Source organism: Halobacteriovorax vibrionivorans (assembly GCF_003346865.1).
Classification (GTDB): Bacteria; Bdellovibrionota; Bacteriovoracia; order Bacteriovoracales; family Bacteriovoracaceae; genus Halobacteriovorax_A; species Halobacteriovorax_A vibrionivorans.
Window position 1 is genome coordinate 46,948 of sequence record NZ_QDKL01000002.1, and the last position, 16,395, is coordinate 63,342.

Below are 16,395 nucleotides of genomic sequence, written 5' to 3' on the forward strand. Positions count from 1 at the left end.
TTTATGAATTTAATGTTTTAGATAATTTTTCGTAAACATTCTTAGATGTTTTATCACTTTCAACAATAGCAGTAAGTTCGGCCTTTGCTATCTCTTTAAGATCAGCAGGCATCTTACGGTAATCATTAAATGCACCAGCAAGTCTTGAAGCAGATTGTGGGTTAATTGCATCAACCTTTCTAATCATTTCAGCAATAAATTTCATCCCTCGTCCACTTTCATGGTTAAATTGAACTTTATTACGTGCAAATGAACCGATTAGAGCTGAAACAAGATTTGGAACATTCATATCAAAGACTTCGTCTTTCATTAGCTCTTGAACTTTATCAAAAGTTGTATCATCACAAGATGAAGCTTGCACACTGAGCCACTTTTGCATAACAAGAGTTTGGTCTTTGAACTTATCATAGAACTCTTTTAATGATTCCTGACAACCAGGTAAGTTTTCATTAACCATAACACTTAATGAGTTCATCATATCTGTCATATTCGTTGCATACTTGAAGCATTCACGAGCAAGTTCTTTATGCTCTTCAACTGTTGAAAGACACGCTAGAACAAAGCCTCTTAGCTTTCTCTCTCCCATCGCCTTAGCATCGACTTTAAATGGTCTCTCTGTACTAAGATCATTATAAATTGAAGCTAATTCTAACTTATAAGTATTAGCAAGAAGCTTAAATAGCTTATCTTTTGCTTCATGGATTGCGCGGTAATTTGGAATATCGATTGTTGCAGCAACATCAATCATCGATGGAAGAGAAAGACAAACTGCCTTAAATTCTTCATCAATATTATTATCATTTAGAATCGATCCCCATGCTTTAATGAATAGTTCATCAACTTGATGATTTTCATCTTTTAGCATGGCGTGAATATTCTTTAAGGCAAGAGCTTGTCCAGCTTCATAACGGTTAAAGTCATCATTATCATTTGCCATTAAGAAAACGAAGTCTTCATCAGTTAAGTCAGAGCGAAGAACAACTGGCGCACTGAAATTTCTATTTAGTGAAGCAACTGGTCTTTCATTAACATTGGCAAATACAAATGTTTCAGTATCCGCTTTTATATGAAGGAGTCCACGATCGAGATCATTTTGATCATCACGATTCTTTAAAGCTAATGTCATATCATTTCCAGCACTATCAAGAAGTCCTAGTAAGAAAGGCATATGAAAAGGCTCTTTCGTTGGCTGCCCAGGAGTTGCAGGAGTCGATTGATTAACTGTTAAAGTAAATTCTTTAGCTGCTTCATCATATTTAGTTGTTATATCTAAAACAGGTGTTCCCGCTTGATCATACCATCTTCTAAATTGTGAGAAGTCATAATTATCATTGGCAACACTCATAGCATGAGTGAAGTCTGCCGTTGTTACGGCCTGTCCATCATAAAGCTCAAAGTACTTATCCATCCCTCTTTGGAAGCCTTCTTCACCTAGAAGTGTATGGTACATACGAATTACTTCAGCACCTTTTTCATAAATCGTCATTGTATAGAAGTTATTCATTTCTATATATGACTTTGGCTGAATTGGGTGTGATTGAGGTCCTGCATCTTCAGGAAATTGAGCGGCCTTTAGGTTTCTCACATCATTAATACGACATACTGATCTTGAATTTAGATCGGCAGAGAATTCTTGATCTCTAAATACTGTTAGACCTTCTTTAAGTGTTAGCTGGAACCAGTCACGACAAGTTACACGGTTTCCTGTCCAATTGTGAAAATACTCATGACCAACAACTGACTCAATACCAAAGAAGTTTCTATCTTCAGCAGTTTCTTTTGAAGCAAGTACATAAGCTGAATTAAAAATATTAAGGCCTTTATTTTCCATCGCCCCCATATTGAATGAATCAACAGCGACGATCATATAAATATCAAGGTCGTATTCGAGTCTAAATCTTTTTTCATCCCACTTCATCGACTTCTTAAGTGATTCCATTGCATGATGTGATTTTTCTTCATTACCTTTATCAACGAAAACCTGAAGCTTAACGTCACGTCCAGACTTCGTTTTGAATGTATCTTCAATAACAGCAAGATCACCTGCCACAAGAGCATATAGATAAGCAGGCTTTGCAAATGGATCATTCCATACAGCAAAATGCTTTCCATCTTCAAGATCTCCACTTTCAATTAAGTTTCCATTTGAAAGAAGAAATGGATAGTCTTTCTTATCTGCAATGATCTTTGTCGTAAAAACACTTAAGTTATCTGGACGATCGATAAAGTAAGTTATTCTTCTAAAGCCTTCTGGTTCATTTTGTGAACAAAACATCCCACCTGACTTATAAAGGCCATCAAGAGCAGTGTTTGCTTTAGGGTTAATTTCATTATGAATCTCTAAAGTGAAAGCTTCGCTAGGAAGACCAGTAAGAGTTAGAATCTCGTTTTCTTCCTTATAATTTGAAAACTCTTCTCCATTAACTTTTACGCTTTTAAGCTTTAACTCTTCACCATTTAATTCAAGAGTATTTCCATTAACTGGTGTGATTTTCATTTTTGAAAAAACTTGAGTTTGTGTATCATCGAGATGAAATTCAAGGTCCACTGTTTCAATTTTATGAGTTGGGGCCTTGTAGTCGGCCAAATACTTGACTACTGGAGTTTCTGTTTTCATACGTACGTCCTTTTTAACTATCTATAAGTATCTAAAATAACGATTTTGCTCATTATAAGGCATTTATTTCTAGAATTTGCCACAATTTGAACTGAATGAAAACTTTGATTAAAATATATTTAATATTAAATAGTTAACGCAATAATTCAATAATTTAAAGTGAGCTAGTAAGATGGATGCTAATAAGAAATTTTATTTCTCTGAAATCCCCAAGGATGAGAGGTTAAGTTTTTTAAGAAGGGCCGTAAGTGACGGACTTAGCGTAGAGGTTTGGCAAAAAGGTCAAGACAAAGACAAAGTCGAAAAATTTAAAATAAAATCTCTCGATGAAGACAACCTTGAACTTTCAGTAGATTTTGACGCAAGCATCATTGCGAAACTTGCTGGTTCAAAGAATAAAGAAAGTGAAGTTCTAATTAAAATCACTTTTAAGTCTGTATACCTATTCTCTAGCTCGTTTCTAAGTTTCAATTCAGCAAGTGAATTATATAGTCTTAAAGCTGATCGACCTTTCTATAAAAGTCAGCAACGTACTAACTATCGACTACACGCAAACTCATATATCCCTATTCAAATTAAAATTGAAGAAGATGTATTTGACTGCAATGATATTTCTGCTGGTGGAATAAGCTTTAATTGCTCTTCTGAATTCAAAGAGAAGTTTGCAAAAGAGACCATCTTTGCCAAGGCCACTGTAAGACTTGCTTCTAAGCGCTTTGAGATTCCTCAACTTAAGATTGCAGCAACTTGGCCAAATGATTCGGACTCAGAAAAGCCTTTAGGTATTGGTGCCGCTTTTCAAAATATGGATAAAGATGTTGAGGAAGACCTCGTTCTTTCAATTAACTCTGAAGCCCGTGGAGAAGAGCTTAGAAAGCAGGCGGCGATGAAGAAAGGCACTTAGACTCCTTATTGCTCTTAAGCTTTAAAGACGAAAAATACTTATCAAGTTCTTCTTGATTAAGAGTCTCTTCTAATACCTTCTTATTTTTATGATTTATCAAATCTTTAAAAGACAATATCGTTGATATTTGAGGACAACCAATAGGCATAGAATTAATAAAGGCGTTTATTGCAACTTTATTATCACTAGCTAGAAATTTCTTATAATAAATATCATGCCATCCATTTTGATAACGAGCTAAGTAAACAGCGACACCATCAAGATTCTCATCTATTTTAAAAAACCTCTTAGCAATAAAGGTTTTCAGTCCCTGATGATTTGGGATTGCACTTATAAGTGGCCCTAGTTCTTCATATTTTAAGACTTTAGCATCTATTAACTCTAAGTATTTCTTTAAATAGTCGGCCTTATCATACCAAGGAAGCGGTAACTTAACTGCCATAAGATAATATGACTTAATTGAGAGCTGTGAATCAAAGGAGTTGGCCAATTTTAAAAGCTGGGACTTATTTTGTTGAAAGTAGTCATGACATAGACGGTGATGGCAACTTGCAAGACCTTTCATATACAATTCAAAAGATACTTTAGAGGCCTTATCAATTTGTATTTCACGACATCCTCCGACACTAATTAAGCTTGCGCAGACATAGAATAAGTCGTTTCCATACGTATCAAAGAATTGATTAAAGTTATTATCAATCTTCTCTTTTAGAGTTTTTCTAAATTCAATTGGGCCATTAAGTGAGCTAATAAGTTGTTTTTTCGTACACAAAGTACTTAAATCACAAGGTATTTTCCAGTCTTGTACTTCAGAACTTACAGTCTGAGAGAGCTCTTTATCTCCCCCAATACACGATGCACAAATCGTTAAGATGATGAAGTGAATCATGGCACTTAAAAAAGAAGAAAAGTTGAATAATTTAAACATGATAAGTACTACCTTAACGCATATATCTAAGTTGACTTGTCAACAATATATGGATAAATTCACTGCTACCTCTATTTATTAATACAATTCTAATGAGATGTGAAATATGTCGTTGAAATTTTCAAGTGCAGCTGACCGTTTAATGGACAAAGCAAATATGCTTAAGTCTAAAGATCTTTATCCATTCTTTCGTCAAATTGGTGACTCAGAAGGAACGGTTGTAAAAATTGATGGCCGTGATCAAATCATGATCGGCTCAAATAACTACCTTGGTCTAACTCACCACCCACATGTGAAAGAAGCGGCCATAAAGGCCATTGAAAAATACGGTACAGGTTGTACAGGTTCAAGATTTCTTAATGGAAATTTAACGATACACGAAGAACTTGAAGAAAAGCTAGCTACATACCTTGGGCATGAAAAGGCCCTTATCTTTTCAACAGGTATGCAAACGAACCTTGGTGCTCTATCTGCTATTTGTGGACCAAGAGATTGTATGCTCTTTGATTCTGAAAATCATGCTTCAATCATTGATGCTTCACGTTTAGCAATGGGAACAACTTTTAAATATCGTCACAACGATATGGAGTCTCTTGAAGAGCAACTTGAAGCTAATATCGATCGCTTCCAAAAAGTTATCATCGTAGCTGACGGTGTTTTCTCAATGACTGGTGATATTGCAAACCTTCCAGAAATGGTAAGACTTGCAGAAAAATATGGTGCCTATATCTACGTTGACGATGCTCATGGTATCGGTGTTATGGGAGAAAAAGGTGCAGGAACGATGAACCACTTTGGTGTAACTGATAAAGTACACTTAAATATGGGAACGTTTTCTAAATCATTTGCTTCTATTGGTGGTGTACTTTCAGGTGATGCTGAAACTATCAACTACGTAAAACACTTAGCGAGATCATTTATGTTCTCTGCTTCAATGGCCCCTTCAGCAGTTGCGACAGTATCTGCATGTATCGACGTTATCAATGAAGACGACACTCTTCATGAGAAACTATGGGATAACGTACAATTTATGAGAAATGGATTCCAAGAAATTGGGTTCTATACATATAATTCGCAAACACCAATTATTCCAATCTTCATCGGTGACGATGTGAAATCGATGCTTGTAACAAAATTCCTAAGTGATCACGGAGTTTTTGCAACTCCAGTTGTTCCACCAGCAGTACCTAAGGGAGAGGCCCTTATTAGAACAAGTTATATGGCAACTCATAGTAAGAGTGAGCTAACAAAAGTTCTTGAGGTATTTGCAAAGGCCAAGAAGGAATTTGATCTTCCTTCAACAATGGGACACTAGAAAGAAAGGAGCTTAGATGGCCATCTATATTGAGAAAGTAGACGTTTTAAACGATAAAAAGGCCCGTAAACGATTCATTGATATTCAATTTGAAATATATAAAGATGATAAGTTTTGGGTTCCTCAATTAAGAATGGAGCTAAATAAGTTATTCAAGTCAGGCCACCCTTTCTACAATACGGCCCAATGTGCTTTCTATATCGCCATTAAAGATGGAAAAGATGTTGGAAGAATCATGGCCATCAATAATCATAACTATAACAAATTTCATAATTCAAAAGAAGGACATTGGGGATTCCTCGATGCCATCGACGATATAAAAGTTTTTGAAAGCTTATTTAATGCAGCGGCAGAATGGTGTTCATCACTAGGCATGGAAAAGTTTATTGGCCCATTTAATCCTTCGACAAATTATGAATGTGGAACACTAATCAAAGGATATGGAGAGATTCCTGTTCTTATGATGATGTATAATTACGAATACTATCAGCAACATATTGAGTCTCTTGGCTTCACAAAAGCAATGGATCTACTTGCTTATCATATGAAAACTGAAACTCAGATGCCTGAAGTTATTAAAAAGATTGCAGAGCGTGCAGAAAAGAAAGAGTCCATTACTTATCGTTGTGTTTCTAAAAAGAGATGGCAAGAAGAAATAAAACTCATGTATGAGATTTACAATGATGCTTGGGAAGAGAATTGGGGATTTGTCCCAATGACCAAGGATGAGTTCTTTGCCATGGCCGCAGACCTAAAAACAGTAGCAGATGAAAAGCTTATTTTATTCGCTCTTGTAAACGGTGTTGAAGCTGGCTTTATTGTATGCCTACCCGACTTTAATCAAGTTCTACATAAAATCCCAAATGGAAAGCTATTACCAACAGGTATATTTCAAGTCCTAAGGGCACCTAAATTAATCGACGGTGTTCGAGTTATTACAATGGGTGTGAAGAAGAAATACAGGCTTTATGGACTAGAATCAATTCTCTATTTCCGAGCTCACGAAAATATTGCAAGCTATAAGAAGTATAAGAATATTGAAATGAGTTGGATTTTAGAAGACAACTTAAATATGAATAAACCACTTCTAAAAATGAATGCGGTACCATATAGGAAGTATCGTATTTTTCAAAAAGAGCTCGTATGAAAGTTTTAATTACTGGAGCGACTGGCTTTGTTGGCTCCCACCTATGTGATAAATTATCAGAACAAGGACATGAAGTTTACGCTTTAGTAAGAAATGAACAAAAAGCACTAAACTTAGAGCTGCCTGGAAAATATATTACAGGAAACCTCGATGAAGAATCAATTTCATCATGGGTAAAGAAACTTCCCTCAGATCTCGACTGTGTTATTCACACAGCTGGTGTTGTCTCTGCTAAGCATTCATTAACATTTGCAAAAACAAATCAGCTAGCAACACAAGATTTAATAAATGAATTAAGTAAGCGTTATGAGAAATTACATTTTCTTTTAATCTCATCACAAGCAGCTGCTGGACCATCTCAATCACCTATTGATGAGGCCCATGAATGTAATCCAGTGTCAGCATATGGTCATTCAAAACTAGCAGCTGAGCAGGCGCTAAAAGAGCTAGCTCCTGAAAGTTGGAATAGTACAATCATTAGGCCTCCAATGGTAATTGGACCAAGAGATAGTGCCGTACTTGATGTCTTTAAGATGGTAAAATCGAGATTTGTCACTGGCCCTGGCCTTGGATTTAGATCAAAGCGCTACAGTGTTGTAAATGTCTTTGATCTTGTTGATGCAATTATCTTATGTGCAAAACAACAAAGTCCAAAGAATGAAGTTTACTATGTCACATCTGTTGATGAAGTAACTTTTGAGGAATTAATCAATACAATCTCAAGTACTCTTGGTGTGAAGAAAGTATTCTTTATGTCTATCCCAATTTGGATACTAAGAATTGTAGCAGGTGCACTTTATACGCTGCCTATTCACCTTCCATTAACGAGAGATAAGATTAATGAGCTTGAGGCACATGCGTGGCTTTGTAAAAGTGAAAAGATCAAGGCCTTAGGACATATACCTCAACACGATCTAAGATCGACTATTGAGATGACAGCAAAAGATTATCAAGGGCGCAACTGGCTCTAATAACCTTCTTCTTTTTCTCCAGTAACCGTACGAAATACATAGTCCCAAAGTGGTGAACTTACACCATACTTTGCCTTTTCATGACGAAAGTGATGTTGAAGATGAAACTTCTTTAAGTAGCGCCCTACTCGGCCAGTCATTTTAAAGTGGTGAGTTGCATAGTGTATATAGTCGTAACAAAGATAGCCTACTGTAAAGAATGCCATAAAACCCGAAAGATAATACGCTGGAATAAATAGTGAAAAGAATCCCCATATCAATGCCATAATTAAAATGGCCGGAACAGGTGGCATAACAAGTCTTGTTGGATCATTTGGATCATCGTGATGGAGTCCGTGAAATAGGAATACAAATCGTTTTGTCAGTGGCCCTATAGGTTTTAAATGAAAAACAAAGCGGTGAAGTAAGTACTCTGTCAGAGTCCAAATAAGAAGTCCGCTAATGGCACAAATAATCATTTCAAAATGTGTATAACCTAAAGCAAAGTAAGAGCGATAGATAAGAAAAATGACAAAGGGCGTCCAAAGTAGTAATGGTATTATTGGGTGTACGTGAGTCATAGACTCAAGAACAGGGTTCTTAAATATTCTAATTGATTCGTATTTTTTCACTTTTTATATCCTATAAGTAGAAAAACCTATAAACACTAGTATTCATAACAAATAAGAAAAGAATAGTCAGCTTTTAGCTACTTTTAAACTAATTTAAACCTATTTTTTATTGATGTCAGAAATCAAGAAAACATATTTTATAGAGCATGTAAATGCCTATACAGTAACGTATTAGAATAATGGACTAAGTTAATTTCTCATGCGAGTTACTGTAAGAAAAAATCCCTTGTTCTTTCTGTAAAATCGAATAAACTTATTAATAAGCAGAGACGAAATAAAGACACTTCGGCGTTTCGGGAAAGGACTTTTTAGGAACGTCGTCTTTTATTTCATTCAAAAAAATAATCCCAAATCATTTAAATTTTAACTAGTTCGAAGCTCTTCGATATATGGCTTCCATTGTCCCATCCATTGATTCATCGATGCATTTATTAGAGAAGAACTCTCCTGATGAACATTAACGCTACAATAAGTTAGGCTAAGAGTATCCTGATGTTTTCCAGCATCAATTGAAGGGATATTATTCCAAGTTCCAGTATTGAAATAGTATCGTCCTTCCGGAAAACGACGCCACTCCTGAAGATGAGTATGCCCCATAACAACAGTATGAATGGACGAATTGCGATCAAGAATCCTTCTGGCCATCCTTTCGTACTTTGGATAGATGGTAATCTGTTGAAGAATTTTTATCGTCGTTTTAAAGTTTGTATTTTGACGTGTGTAATAATTTGAATAAGTCTTAATAACGTAATTTACGCAAGTAAACATGAGTCGCCAAAAGAAGCGTGTATCATTGAATAGACACCATTTCACATAAGACGACATAGGCCTAACCTTATCAATATAAGGGCGCTCCTTCTTTAAACGAGGAAGAACATTGATACAAAATAAAGATCCCCAAGGAAAGTTTAGAATCTCTTTGCCAGCTGGACCTTTAATAAATTGCTTTGTTTTTGGAACTGTATTAATTGCTTCAAAACGATGTCCATGTTCAACATGTAACCCATTTTCTATAAATGTTTCAGTAAAGATAATTTCATTGCCACAGATTTCTTTGAATCTTTGTTGAGCTCCTTCAAAGAGCATTCCTGCATCGTGATTGCCAACAACATAAACAACACGCTTATGTGGTGCGCGCAAAAACTTCTTAAGGCCAGCAAAGAAGCGCGGATGTCCTTTTGCAATATCGTCAATCTGTCTTACAGTCATGTGCTCATCGACAACATGAGTAAAAACCCCATCAGTATCAATTTGAATAAGATTTAGTATGTCACCATTTAAGACAATGGTTACAGGCTTTGAATAATACTCATTTGTGGAAAAATAATCGCAAAATTCATAGAAGCGATCATCCTCGAAGAAATCTTCAAGAATATTGAATTCTCCGTTTTGCAGATAGCTGCCTTTTCCAATGTGAAGATCAGATAAAATTAGGTACTTCATATTTATGAGTCTGCAACACAGACTTTACCACGTCCAGACTTTTTTGCTTCATACATCATTTTATCGGCCATACCGATAATTTCATTTCGACTCGAAGCATTTACAGGGTAATTAGCGACACCAATAGAAACACTTAACTGTACGTCCTCATCCTCTTTAGAATTGATTTCAAGGTCAGCTTCAATCTTATATATTGTCGACTTTACTCTCTTTAGAATTCGCTCTCCAATATGCTTGGCATCTTCCAATGTTGAATATGGGGCCAAGACAACAAATTCATCTCCACCATAGCGATAACATAAGTCATCTTCTCTTACAGTTGAGCGAATTGTTTCAGCTACTTGTTTTAATAAACTTGTCCCAATTAAATGGCCATGACCATCATTGATACTTTTAAAGTAATCGATATCGATAAAAATAAGTGAAAATGATCTCTCTAGAGTTTCATATTCTCTAATTGATGCTTCAATATCACTTTTAAACTTTCTTTGATTATACAGTCCAGTTACATCATCAACATGAGCAAGAGATTGTAGTCGCTTAAGCTCTTTTATATGTAACAGACTTCTAAATTTAGATTGAATATAATTTTCCAACTGTGAAAATACTTGCGTAGAGAATTCACCATTAACAACGATAAAAAGATTTTGGCTTCCATTAAAGCCGACATCAATAAATCGGTACTTATCCCCTTCAATATCCACATGTAGGTGCTGAGTTTTAAGCGCCCCCATTAATTCCTGATAAACCTTATCTGGGTACTCCCCAGATATTTTATTATTATAGAAGTCTCGGATAATAGGATTACCATCATCAGTTTGGATGGTCGCAAATACCAGAGGAGTCCTTGAGTTAAACTCATTTTTGATAAAATCACGAAAAGATTTAAGAACAATATTGAAGTTCTCTTCTTCCACATTCTGGCAGATATAATTTAATAGTGCTTCGTATTGTTTTTCCAACATAATCGTTTTTAGTTTTCCATTTCAATATCGCTCAAATCCAAATCAATTGTATCTGAAACAATACTTAAAGATCCTCTTAAGTTATTAATTAATCTTTCAAGTTTCTGTTGAGCGAGCATGCGCTCTTTCTTGGCCTGTTTTTCATTGATGGCCATATTTTCCATATTAAACTCTAATGTATCAATCTTTCTCTTAAGTTCTAAGATTTTCTCATCGCGAGCTTTTATTTTATTATCACTATCAATTGCCATAAGCTCTAGCTGACTCTCAAGTTCTTGCTCACGAGCACGAACGCTTGCGTGATCTAATCTCATGCGACTGCCGATTTCATTCATTTCTTCTTTCATCGCTTTATTTTTAGCTTCACTTAATTCAAGCCCATGCTTGTAATTATCCAACTGAGACTTTGTCTCTTCTATTTCAAAAGCATGTCGCTTTTTAGCAATAGTTAATTCAATTGATTTCTCATCTGCTTCAGTTCTTAAATTAAGATTTTCTCTTTTTAAAATCTCAACCATAGATTGAAGTTCATTTATCTCATTTAATAAATTAGTACGATCTGTCTTTAACTCATTTACAGTAACTCGTAGATCCATTAACTGCTCTTCACTCATAGACGAAAGAATATGCCCAGGGTGAATCGTAGCTGCAGGAGACTGTGCAACACCACTAGAATCATGAACAAATGAATCATGTTGTTGTGATTTACTATCTTGGCCAACACCGATATTATAACTTGCTGTTTGCTCATTTGATTTCATCGGAGCATGCACTGTTTTCGTTTCTTCAGCTTCATTTGAAGCAACCGCAGTAACAGTAGCCTCCTCTTCTTGTGGCCTAGGTGTTTCATTTACCATACCATCCAGTTGGGCCAGAGTATCTTCTTCTTGTTCTTGCCCTTGAACTAAGTCTTCATCATGATCATCTTCACTAAGTCCTAGCTCCACTTCTGCTGTATCTTCAACATCAGAATCAAGAGAGTCCAGGTCCTCGTCAAGCTCATCATCAAGACTACTATCAAGATCAATATCCAGATCATCATCCAAATTAGCACTCGCCTCTAAGTCATCGAGTTCGCCTAGATCATCTAAATCACCTAAGTCGTCTAGGTCACCAAGATCATCCAAGTCGTCTAATTCACCAAGATCATCTAATTCATTATCAATATCACTTGAAGCTTCTAGCTCTTGAGTATCTTCTTCAGATGGGAGCTCTTGATCTTCTTGTGTAACTGCTTCGACCTTCTTCTCTACTATGATCGGATTATTATCTAAGTCTAAGTCATCTTCTCTTGCTGCCTCTGCTGGTGCATTGGGAATATCTTCACCTTTGGCAGTTAAATCGATAGAAAGGCTTCCTGAAATATCCAGATCCATATCAGTTGGGGAACTTGCATCTGCTGGGGCATTTTCTACTTCATCACCATCCCCACAAAGAGACATATCTAAGTCATCATCGAAATTTAATTCAATTCCACCCTCATCTGCCTCTTCATTTGAAGAGTTAAATTGAGACAGATCCATATCTGTTTCCACAAGTGTTAATGAAGTCTTATCTTCTTGATCGGCCATTTGAGCTGAATTATCAGAGTCTGAACCTAGAACATCGTCTACAGCGCTCTGAATCTTGTCACTTTCTTCCGTCAATTCTTCTTGTGCTTTCTTGTGTGCTGACATATTTTTCCCCAATAAAGTGCACTAAATTTGTTTAAATCTAAGTTTTCTTGCTTTCCTACACTCTCCTTTTCGCCTTTTTTTGAAAAAAGTTAAGTATTTACGTCGCATAAAGTCATTCTGTTTAAGAATATTCAAAATAGATGAGGTTTCCACTTGAGAACTAGTGAGGAAATGTTCTACAATATTAAGCAGTTATCAAGATAAAGGCTATCCATGATTAAGAAACTACTAATTTTATCCAGTATTTTAACAACGACATTAATTTCGCTAAGAGCGAATGCTCAAGACTTTCTCCCATCAAATCTACTTTTGATGAATGATTACTTTGCTCACCATGTGATTGTTGCAGAGAAATCTACTCATACATTATATCTCTATGAAAATGATGAGGGAAAACCAAGACTAATAAAAACCTTCCAAATGGCCACAGGTCAAAAAGTTGGAAATAAAGAATATCAAGGAGACAAGAGAACTCCTGAAGGTGTTTACTTCTTTAACCAATTCCTAGATCACAATGACTTAATTAAACGTCATGGTGAACTTGGAGCACAATACGGAGTTGGTGCCTTCGTTCTTGACTACCCTAATCCTATTGATAAAGCACAAGGGAAAACAGGTGGCGGAATTTGGCTACACTCAACTGATAATGAACCAAGAATTGATAAAGGTCTTGATTCTAAGGGATGTCTTGTTGCCCACAATGTTAACCTAATTGATATCGCTAGATATATTGAAATCAATAAAACGAATATCGTTGTTGTCCATAATTTAAAATTCTTCAGTGAAGAAACATGGAAAAGAGAAAAGAACGAAGTCATTGATACTTTTAATGGTTGGCTAGATGCTTGGTCTAAGGAAGATACTGATAAGTACCTTTCTCACTACTCTCGTACAGACTTTGAGGACCCATTTAGAGGTCGCTACAATACATTCGCTCAATATAAGAGAGCAGTCTTTTCTAACCCAGGAAAGCCAGAGATTAAAATCTCAAACCTTACAGTATTAAAAGCTGATGACTATGTTGTTGTTACATTTAAGCAAGACTATAAGAGTAACACTGTAAACGATATAGGAAAGAAGACTCTCTATCTAAAGCGTGATCCATATTATAAGTGGAAAATCGTCGCTGAGAGATGGCAGAGAATTCCAATGGATATTACAAATGAGAGGGAGCACTTAAGTTTTGAGCCGTCACAAAGGTTCTTTACTTCACAAGACCCAAAACAAATTTTCACATTGAACCTAACTCTAACTAGGCCATATAGCGAAAATTAAAAGGGAAACGGATGTCTTCAAATACCAAGGAAGCGGCAAAGAATAATCTTTCATTTATTCTTTATGAAAATAATAAGGTGCCAAGATACCTTCAATTAACACCTCGAGAATATAAGGCCATTCTTTATGTGCCTGTTGTCTTAACAGTATTTTCAATCTTTGCTTTGGCCGGTTCATACTTTTATACAAAGAATATCGAAAACCTAATTAAGGCAAAAGAGCCGTTAATTATCAAAAATCTTCGCGACGAGAATTCTGGACTTACTCAAAAGAACTCAGAACTTACAACACTAAACCTTGATCTAACAAACCGACTTGCCAATGAAACGATTAGTGGAGCTTCTGCAAGTTCACTTAATATCATTGCCCCAGTAAAGGGACAAAAAGACTTAACAAGTCCTGCAAGTATCAAGATTGAAGATATTAAGGTTAACAAAGGAAATGAGAAGGTTGAGTTAAGCTTTAATCTTATCAATATTACACAAGATAATAATCGCGTTTCTGGCTATATTCATATCTTCTTATTTGATGGGAATAATTACTTTCACTACCCAGAAGGTGGAGATTCAATCAGAAACTTCTCTCTTAATTACACAAAGGGTGAGTCATTTGCCACTTCACGCTTTCGTCCTGTAACAGCTAAGTTTGATCTTCCAAAGACCAGTACAGCAATGTTTAAGGTTTTTATCTTTAATCGTCTTGGTGATATTGTTCATCAACAATTATTCAGAGAAGAGATCAAATAATGGACTTAAGAGATCAAAACTTCACATTTGTAGGAATTGGATCCGTTATAAAGGGCGATATTGTTCTTAAAGGGCCATCACATATTTGCTCAACGATTGAAGGCGATATTCAAATTGATGAGAGCTTTACTCTCACAATTGAGCCACAAGGAATTGTGGAAGGTCGAATTCGCTGCGGAGACCTTAATATCTATGGAGAAGTCTCAGGAGATATCACGGCCCAAGGTAAGGTAAAGGTTTTCCCTACAGGTGTGGTCAAAGGTCAGATCGTTGCTAAGAATATTAATATTGCTCCAGGGGCAACTGTTAATATGCAAGGGCATACTCTCGAATCACAATCATAAATTTAATATCTTAAATATTTAGAAAAATATTAAGGGTAGGAAGCGAAGTCCTACCCTTTTTTATTTATAGAAAGTTTTTGTAGTTATAGACTTTAACCTTACCAATCTTACGTAAGGCCTTCTTCATTGACTTGTCACCAAGAACAACAATCTTAACTTTATCATATGGAAAGGCTGCATATACTGTTTTTGCGACATCTTCTTGAGAGATTTTATCAACAGAGCTTGTGTATTCAAGAAAGCGCTTAATATCGACATTTGCATTATCAAGGTTAACTAATTGTCTCATAAAGCTTGATGGCTTTTGGAATTGAAAAGCAAAACCACCCTTTACGGCCTTTCTTACCTTTTCAATTTCACTCATTGCTATATTCTTTGCTTCAGAATTATCTTTAAGAATCTTTATTACTTCTTGAACCATCTGCCCTACTGTTTCTTCTTTTGTAAAAGTAGAAAGAATTGAGCGTCCATAGTCTTTTTGCATGCCAGCAGTTGCCCAAGCAGAATAAGTTAAGCCTCTTTTTGTTCTAAGCTCTTTAACAAGAATAGAAGTGAATCCACCACCAAGATATTGGGACATAAATTCAAGGTTCTCAAATCCTGGATCTTTATCTTTTGCCATAAAGATTCCGGCCCTAACTTGTGCTTGATTTGCCTTAGGTACTTCAACAAAGTGGATTACAGGCTTTTGTGGGTCAAATGGCTTTAGCTCCTTAACTTTTGAGTCAAGAGTTCTTGTAAAGCTTGCTTTTGAATTAAATCCACATTCGTTTGTGATAATATTTTTAATATTTAAAACTGTTCTTGGCCCAGTTATATAGACTTTCTTTTTCACATCTTCTCTAAAGTACTTTAGGCGATCTAGAAGATAGCTTCTTCTCATGCGCTTAAGATCACTAAGTCTTCCTTTTACATCAGAGACGTAAGGAGTTCCTCTTAAGCTAATATCACGAAAAGCCGTTGAGGCAAGGGCCCCAGGATTTGAAACTAAGTTTTGTCTTTGAGCACGTAATAGCTTCTTTGCCTTTGCAAGTTCCTTTTTTGGATAAACAGCATCCCTAAAAATATGACAGATCTTCTTTGTTGTAGGAATGATATCTTTAGATAGGCCATTATACGAATAACTTGAATACTCATGAGTAACATTTGAAGATGTTGAAACACCATAGAATTCGAGATTATCTGCGATCTCATTTAAGCTAAATCGATTAGTACCACTCTCCAAAAGGTCAAACATCATATTTGTTACACCTTTTGTGCGGCCATCTTTCATTGCTCCATCTGCAAAGAAAATTGTTACATTATAAGTTGGAAACTTATCATCTTGAATATAAGTGACATCGATATTTTCCCACTTCATTTTCTCAATGCGATCAACTAACTCATTTGCGTAGAGTTGGCCTGCCCCCAAAAGAAGAGATGTGATTAGAACTTTATTTAAAATATTTTTCAT

At 35.8% G+C, this 16,395-nt stretch carries 14 protein-coding genes; 7 read left to right on the forward strand and 7 right to left on the reverse strand.

Annotated features, from left to right (window positions below):
* Position 1 precedes the first annotated feature (1 nt).
* Positions 2 to 2,617, reverse strand: coding sequence for an aminopeptidase N (gene pepN / locus DAY19_RS06015; RefSeq protein ID WP_114706295.1), 2,616 nt, complete (start codon positions 2,615 to 2,617; stop codon positions 2 to 4).
* Positions 2,618 to 2,789: 172 nt separating this feature from the next.
* Between pepN and DAY19_RS06020 the strand changes: the two genes are divergently transcribed.
* Complete coding sequence (locus DAY19_RS06020; protein ID WP_114706296.1) at positions 2,790 to 3,521, forward strand: PilZ domain-containing protein; 732 nt, start codon at positions 2,790 to 2,792, stop codon at positions 3,519 to 3,521.
* Here DAY19_RS06020 and DAY19_RS06025 read toward each other — a convergent pair.
* A complete protein-coding gene (locus tag DAY19_RS06025; protein WP_114706297.1) occupies positions 3,487 to 4,449 on the reverse strand; it encodes a hypothetical protein in 963 nt (320 codons plus the stop codon). The two genes, DAY19_RS06020 and DAY19_RS06025, sit on opposite strands and share 35 nt — an antisense overlap.
* A gap of 106 nt (positions 4,450 to 4,555) precedes the next feature.
* Here DAY19_RS06025 and spt point away from each other — a divergent pair, with 106 nt between their 5' ends.
* Genes spt through DAY19_RS06040 form a run of 3 tightly spaced genes read left to right on the forward strand, consistent with a single transcriptional unit; the run spans position 4,556 to position 7,882 of the window.
* Entirely contained in the window at positions 4,556 to 5,764 is a 1,209-nt protein-coding gene (gene spt, locus DAY19_RS06030; protein WP_114706298.1) for a serine palmitoyltransferase, read from the forward strand.
* Between the two features lie 16 nt (positions 5,765 to 5,780).
* Entirely contained in the window at positions 5,781 to 6,911 is a 1,131-nt protein-coding gene (locus DAY19_RS06035; RefSeq protein ID WP_114706299.1) for an N-acetyltransferase, read from the forward strand.
* Entirely contained in the window at positions 6,908 to 7,882 is a 975-nt protein-coding gene (locus DAY19_RS06040; protein WP_114706300.1) for an NAD-dependent epimerase/dehydratase family protein, read from the forward strand. The genes DAY19_RS06035 and DAY19_RS06040 overlap by 4 nt, the downstream gene beginning before the upstream one ends.
* Here the strand turns inward: DAY19_RS06040 and DAY19_RS06045 are convergent.
* The 4 genes from DAY19_RS06045 to DAY19_RS06060 all read right to left on the reverse strand — a co-directional run bounded on the left by DAY19_RS06045 (position 7,879) and on the right by DAY19_RS06060 (position 12,577).
* Entirely contained in the window at positions 7,879 to 8,493 is a 615-nt protein-coding gene (locus tag DAY19_RS06045) for a sterol desaturase family protein (protein ID WP_114706301.1), read from the reverse strand. The genes DAY19_RS06040 and DAY19_RS06045 overlap by 4 nt on opposite strands.
* Positions 8,494 to 8,856: 363 nt before the next feature.
* On the reverse strand, positions 8,857 to 9,936 hold the full coding sequence (locus tag DAY19_RS06050; RefSeq protein WP_114706302.1) for a metallophosphoesterase: 1,080 nt from the start codon (positions 9,934 to 9,936) through the stop codon (positions 8,857 to 8,859).
* Positions 9,937 to 9,938: 2 nt separating this feature from the next.
* The gene (locus DAY19_RS06055; RefSeq protein WP_114706303.1) at positions 9,939 to 10,901 is read right to left on the reverse strand and encodes a GGDEF domain-containing protein; all 963 of its coding nucleotides are present in this window, start codon (positions 10,899 to 10,901) and stop codon (positions 9,939 to 9,941) included.
* 8 nt (positions 10,902 to 10,909) lie between these two features.
* Positions 10,910 to 12,577: a hypothetical protein gene (locus DAY19_RS06060; RefSeq protein ID WP_114706304.1), complete on the reverse strand. Its 1,668-nt coding sequence runs from the start codon at positions 12,575 to 12,577 to the stop codon at positions 10,910 to 10,912.
* A gap of 213 nt (positions 12,578 to 12,790) precedes the next feature.
* Between DAY19_RS06060 and DAY19_RS06065 the strand changes: the two genes are divergently transcribed.
* The 3 genes from DAY19_RS06065 to DAY19_RS06075 are packed head-to-tail and all read left to right on the forward strand — an operon-like array spanning position 12,791 to position 14,942.
* Positions 12,791 to 13,852, forward strand: coding sequence for a L,D-transpeptidase family protein (locus DAY19_RS06065; protein ID WP_114706305.1), 1,062 nt, complete (start codon positions 12,791 to 12,793; stop codon positions 13,850 to 13,852).
* A gap of 11 nt (positions 13,853 to 13,863) precedes the next feature.
* Complete coding sequence (locus DAY19_RS06070) at positions 13,864 to 14,598, forward strand: hypothetical protein (protein WP_114706306.1); 735 nt, start codon at positions 13,864 to 13,866, stop codon at positions 14,596 to 14,598.
* Positions 14,598 to 14,942 (forward strand): bactofilin family protein, encoded by a 345-nt coding sequence (locus DAY19_RS06075; RefSeq protein ID WP_114706307.1) that lies wholly within the window; start codon positions 14,598 to 14,600, stop codon positions 14,940 to 14,942. The genes DAY19_RS06070 and DAY19_RS06075 overlap by 1 nt, the downstream gene beginning before the upstream one ends.
* 64 nt (positions 14,943 to 15,006) lie before the next feature.
* On the opposite strand, the gene DAY19_RS06080 is transcribed toward DAY19_RS06075, so the two are convergent.
* Positions 15,007 to 16,395, reverse strand: coding sequence for a M16 family metallopeptidase (locus DAY19_RS06080; protein WP_114706308.1), 1,389 nt, complete (start codon positions 16,393 to 16,395; stop codon positions 15,007 to 15,009).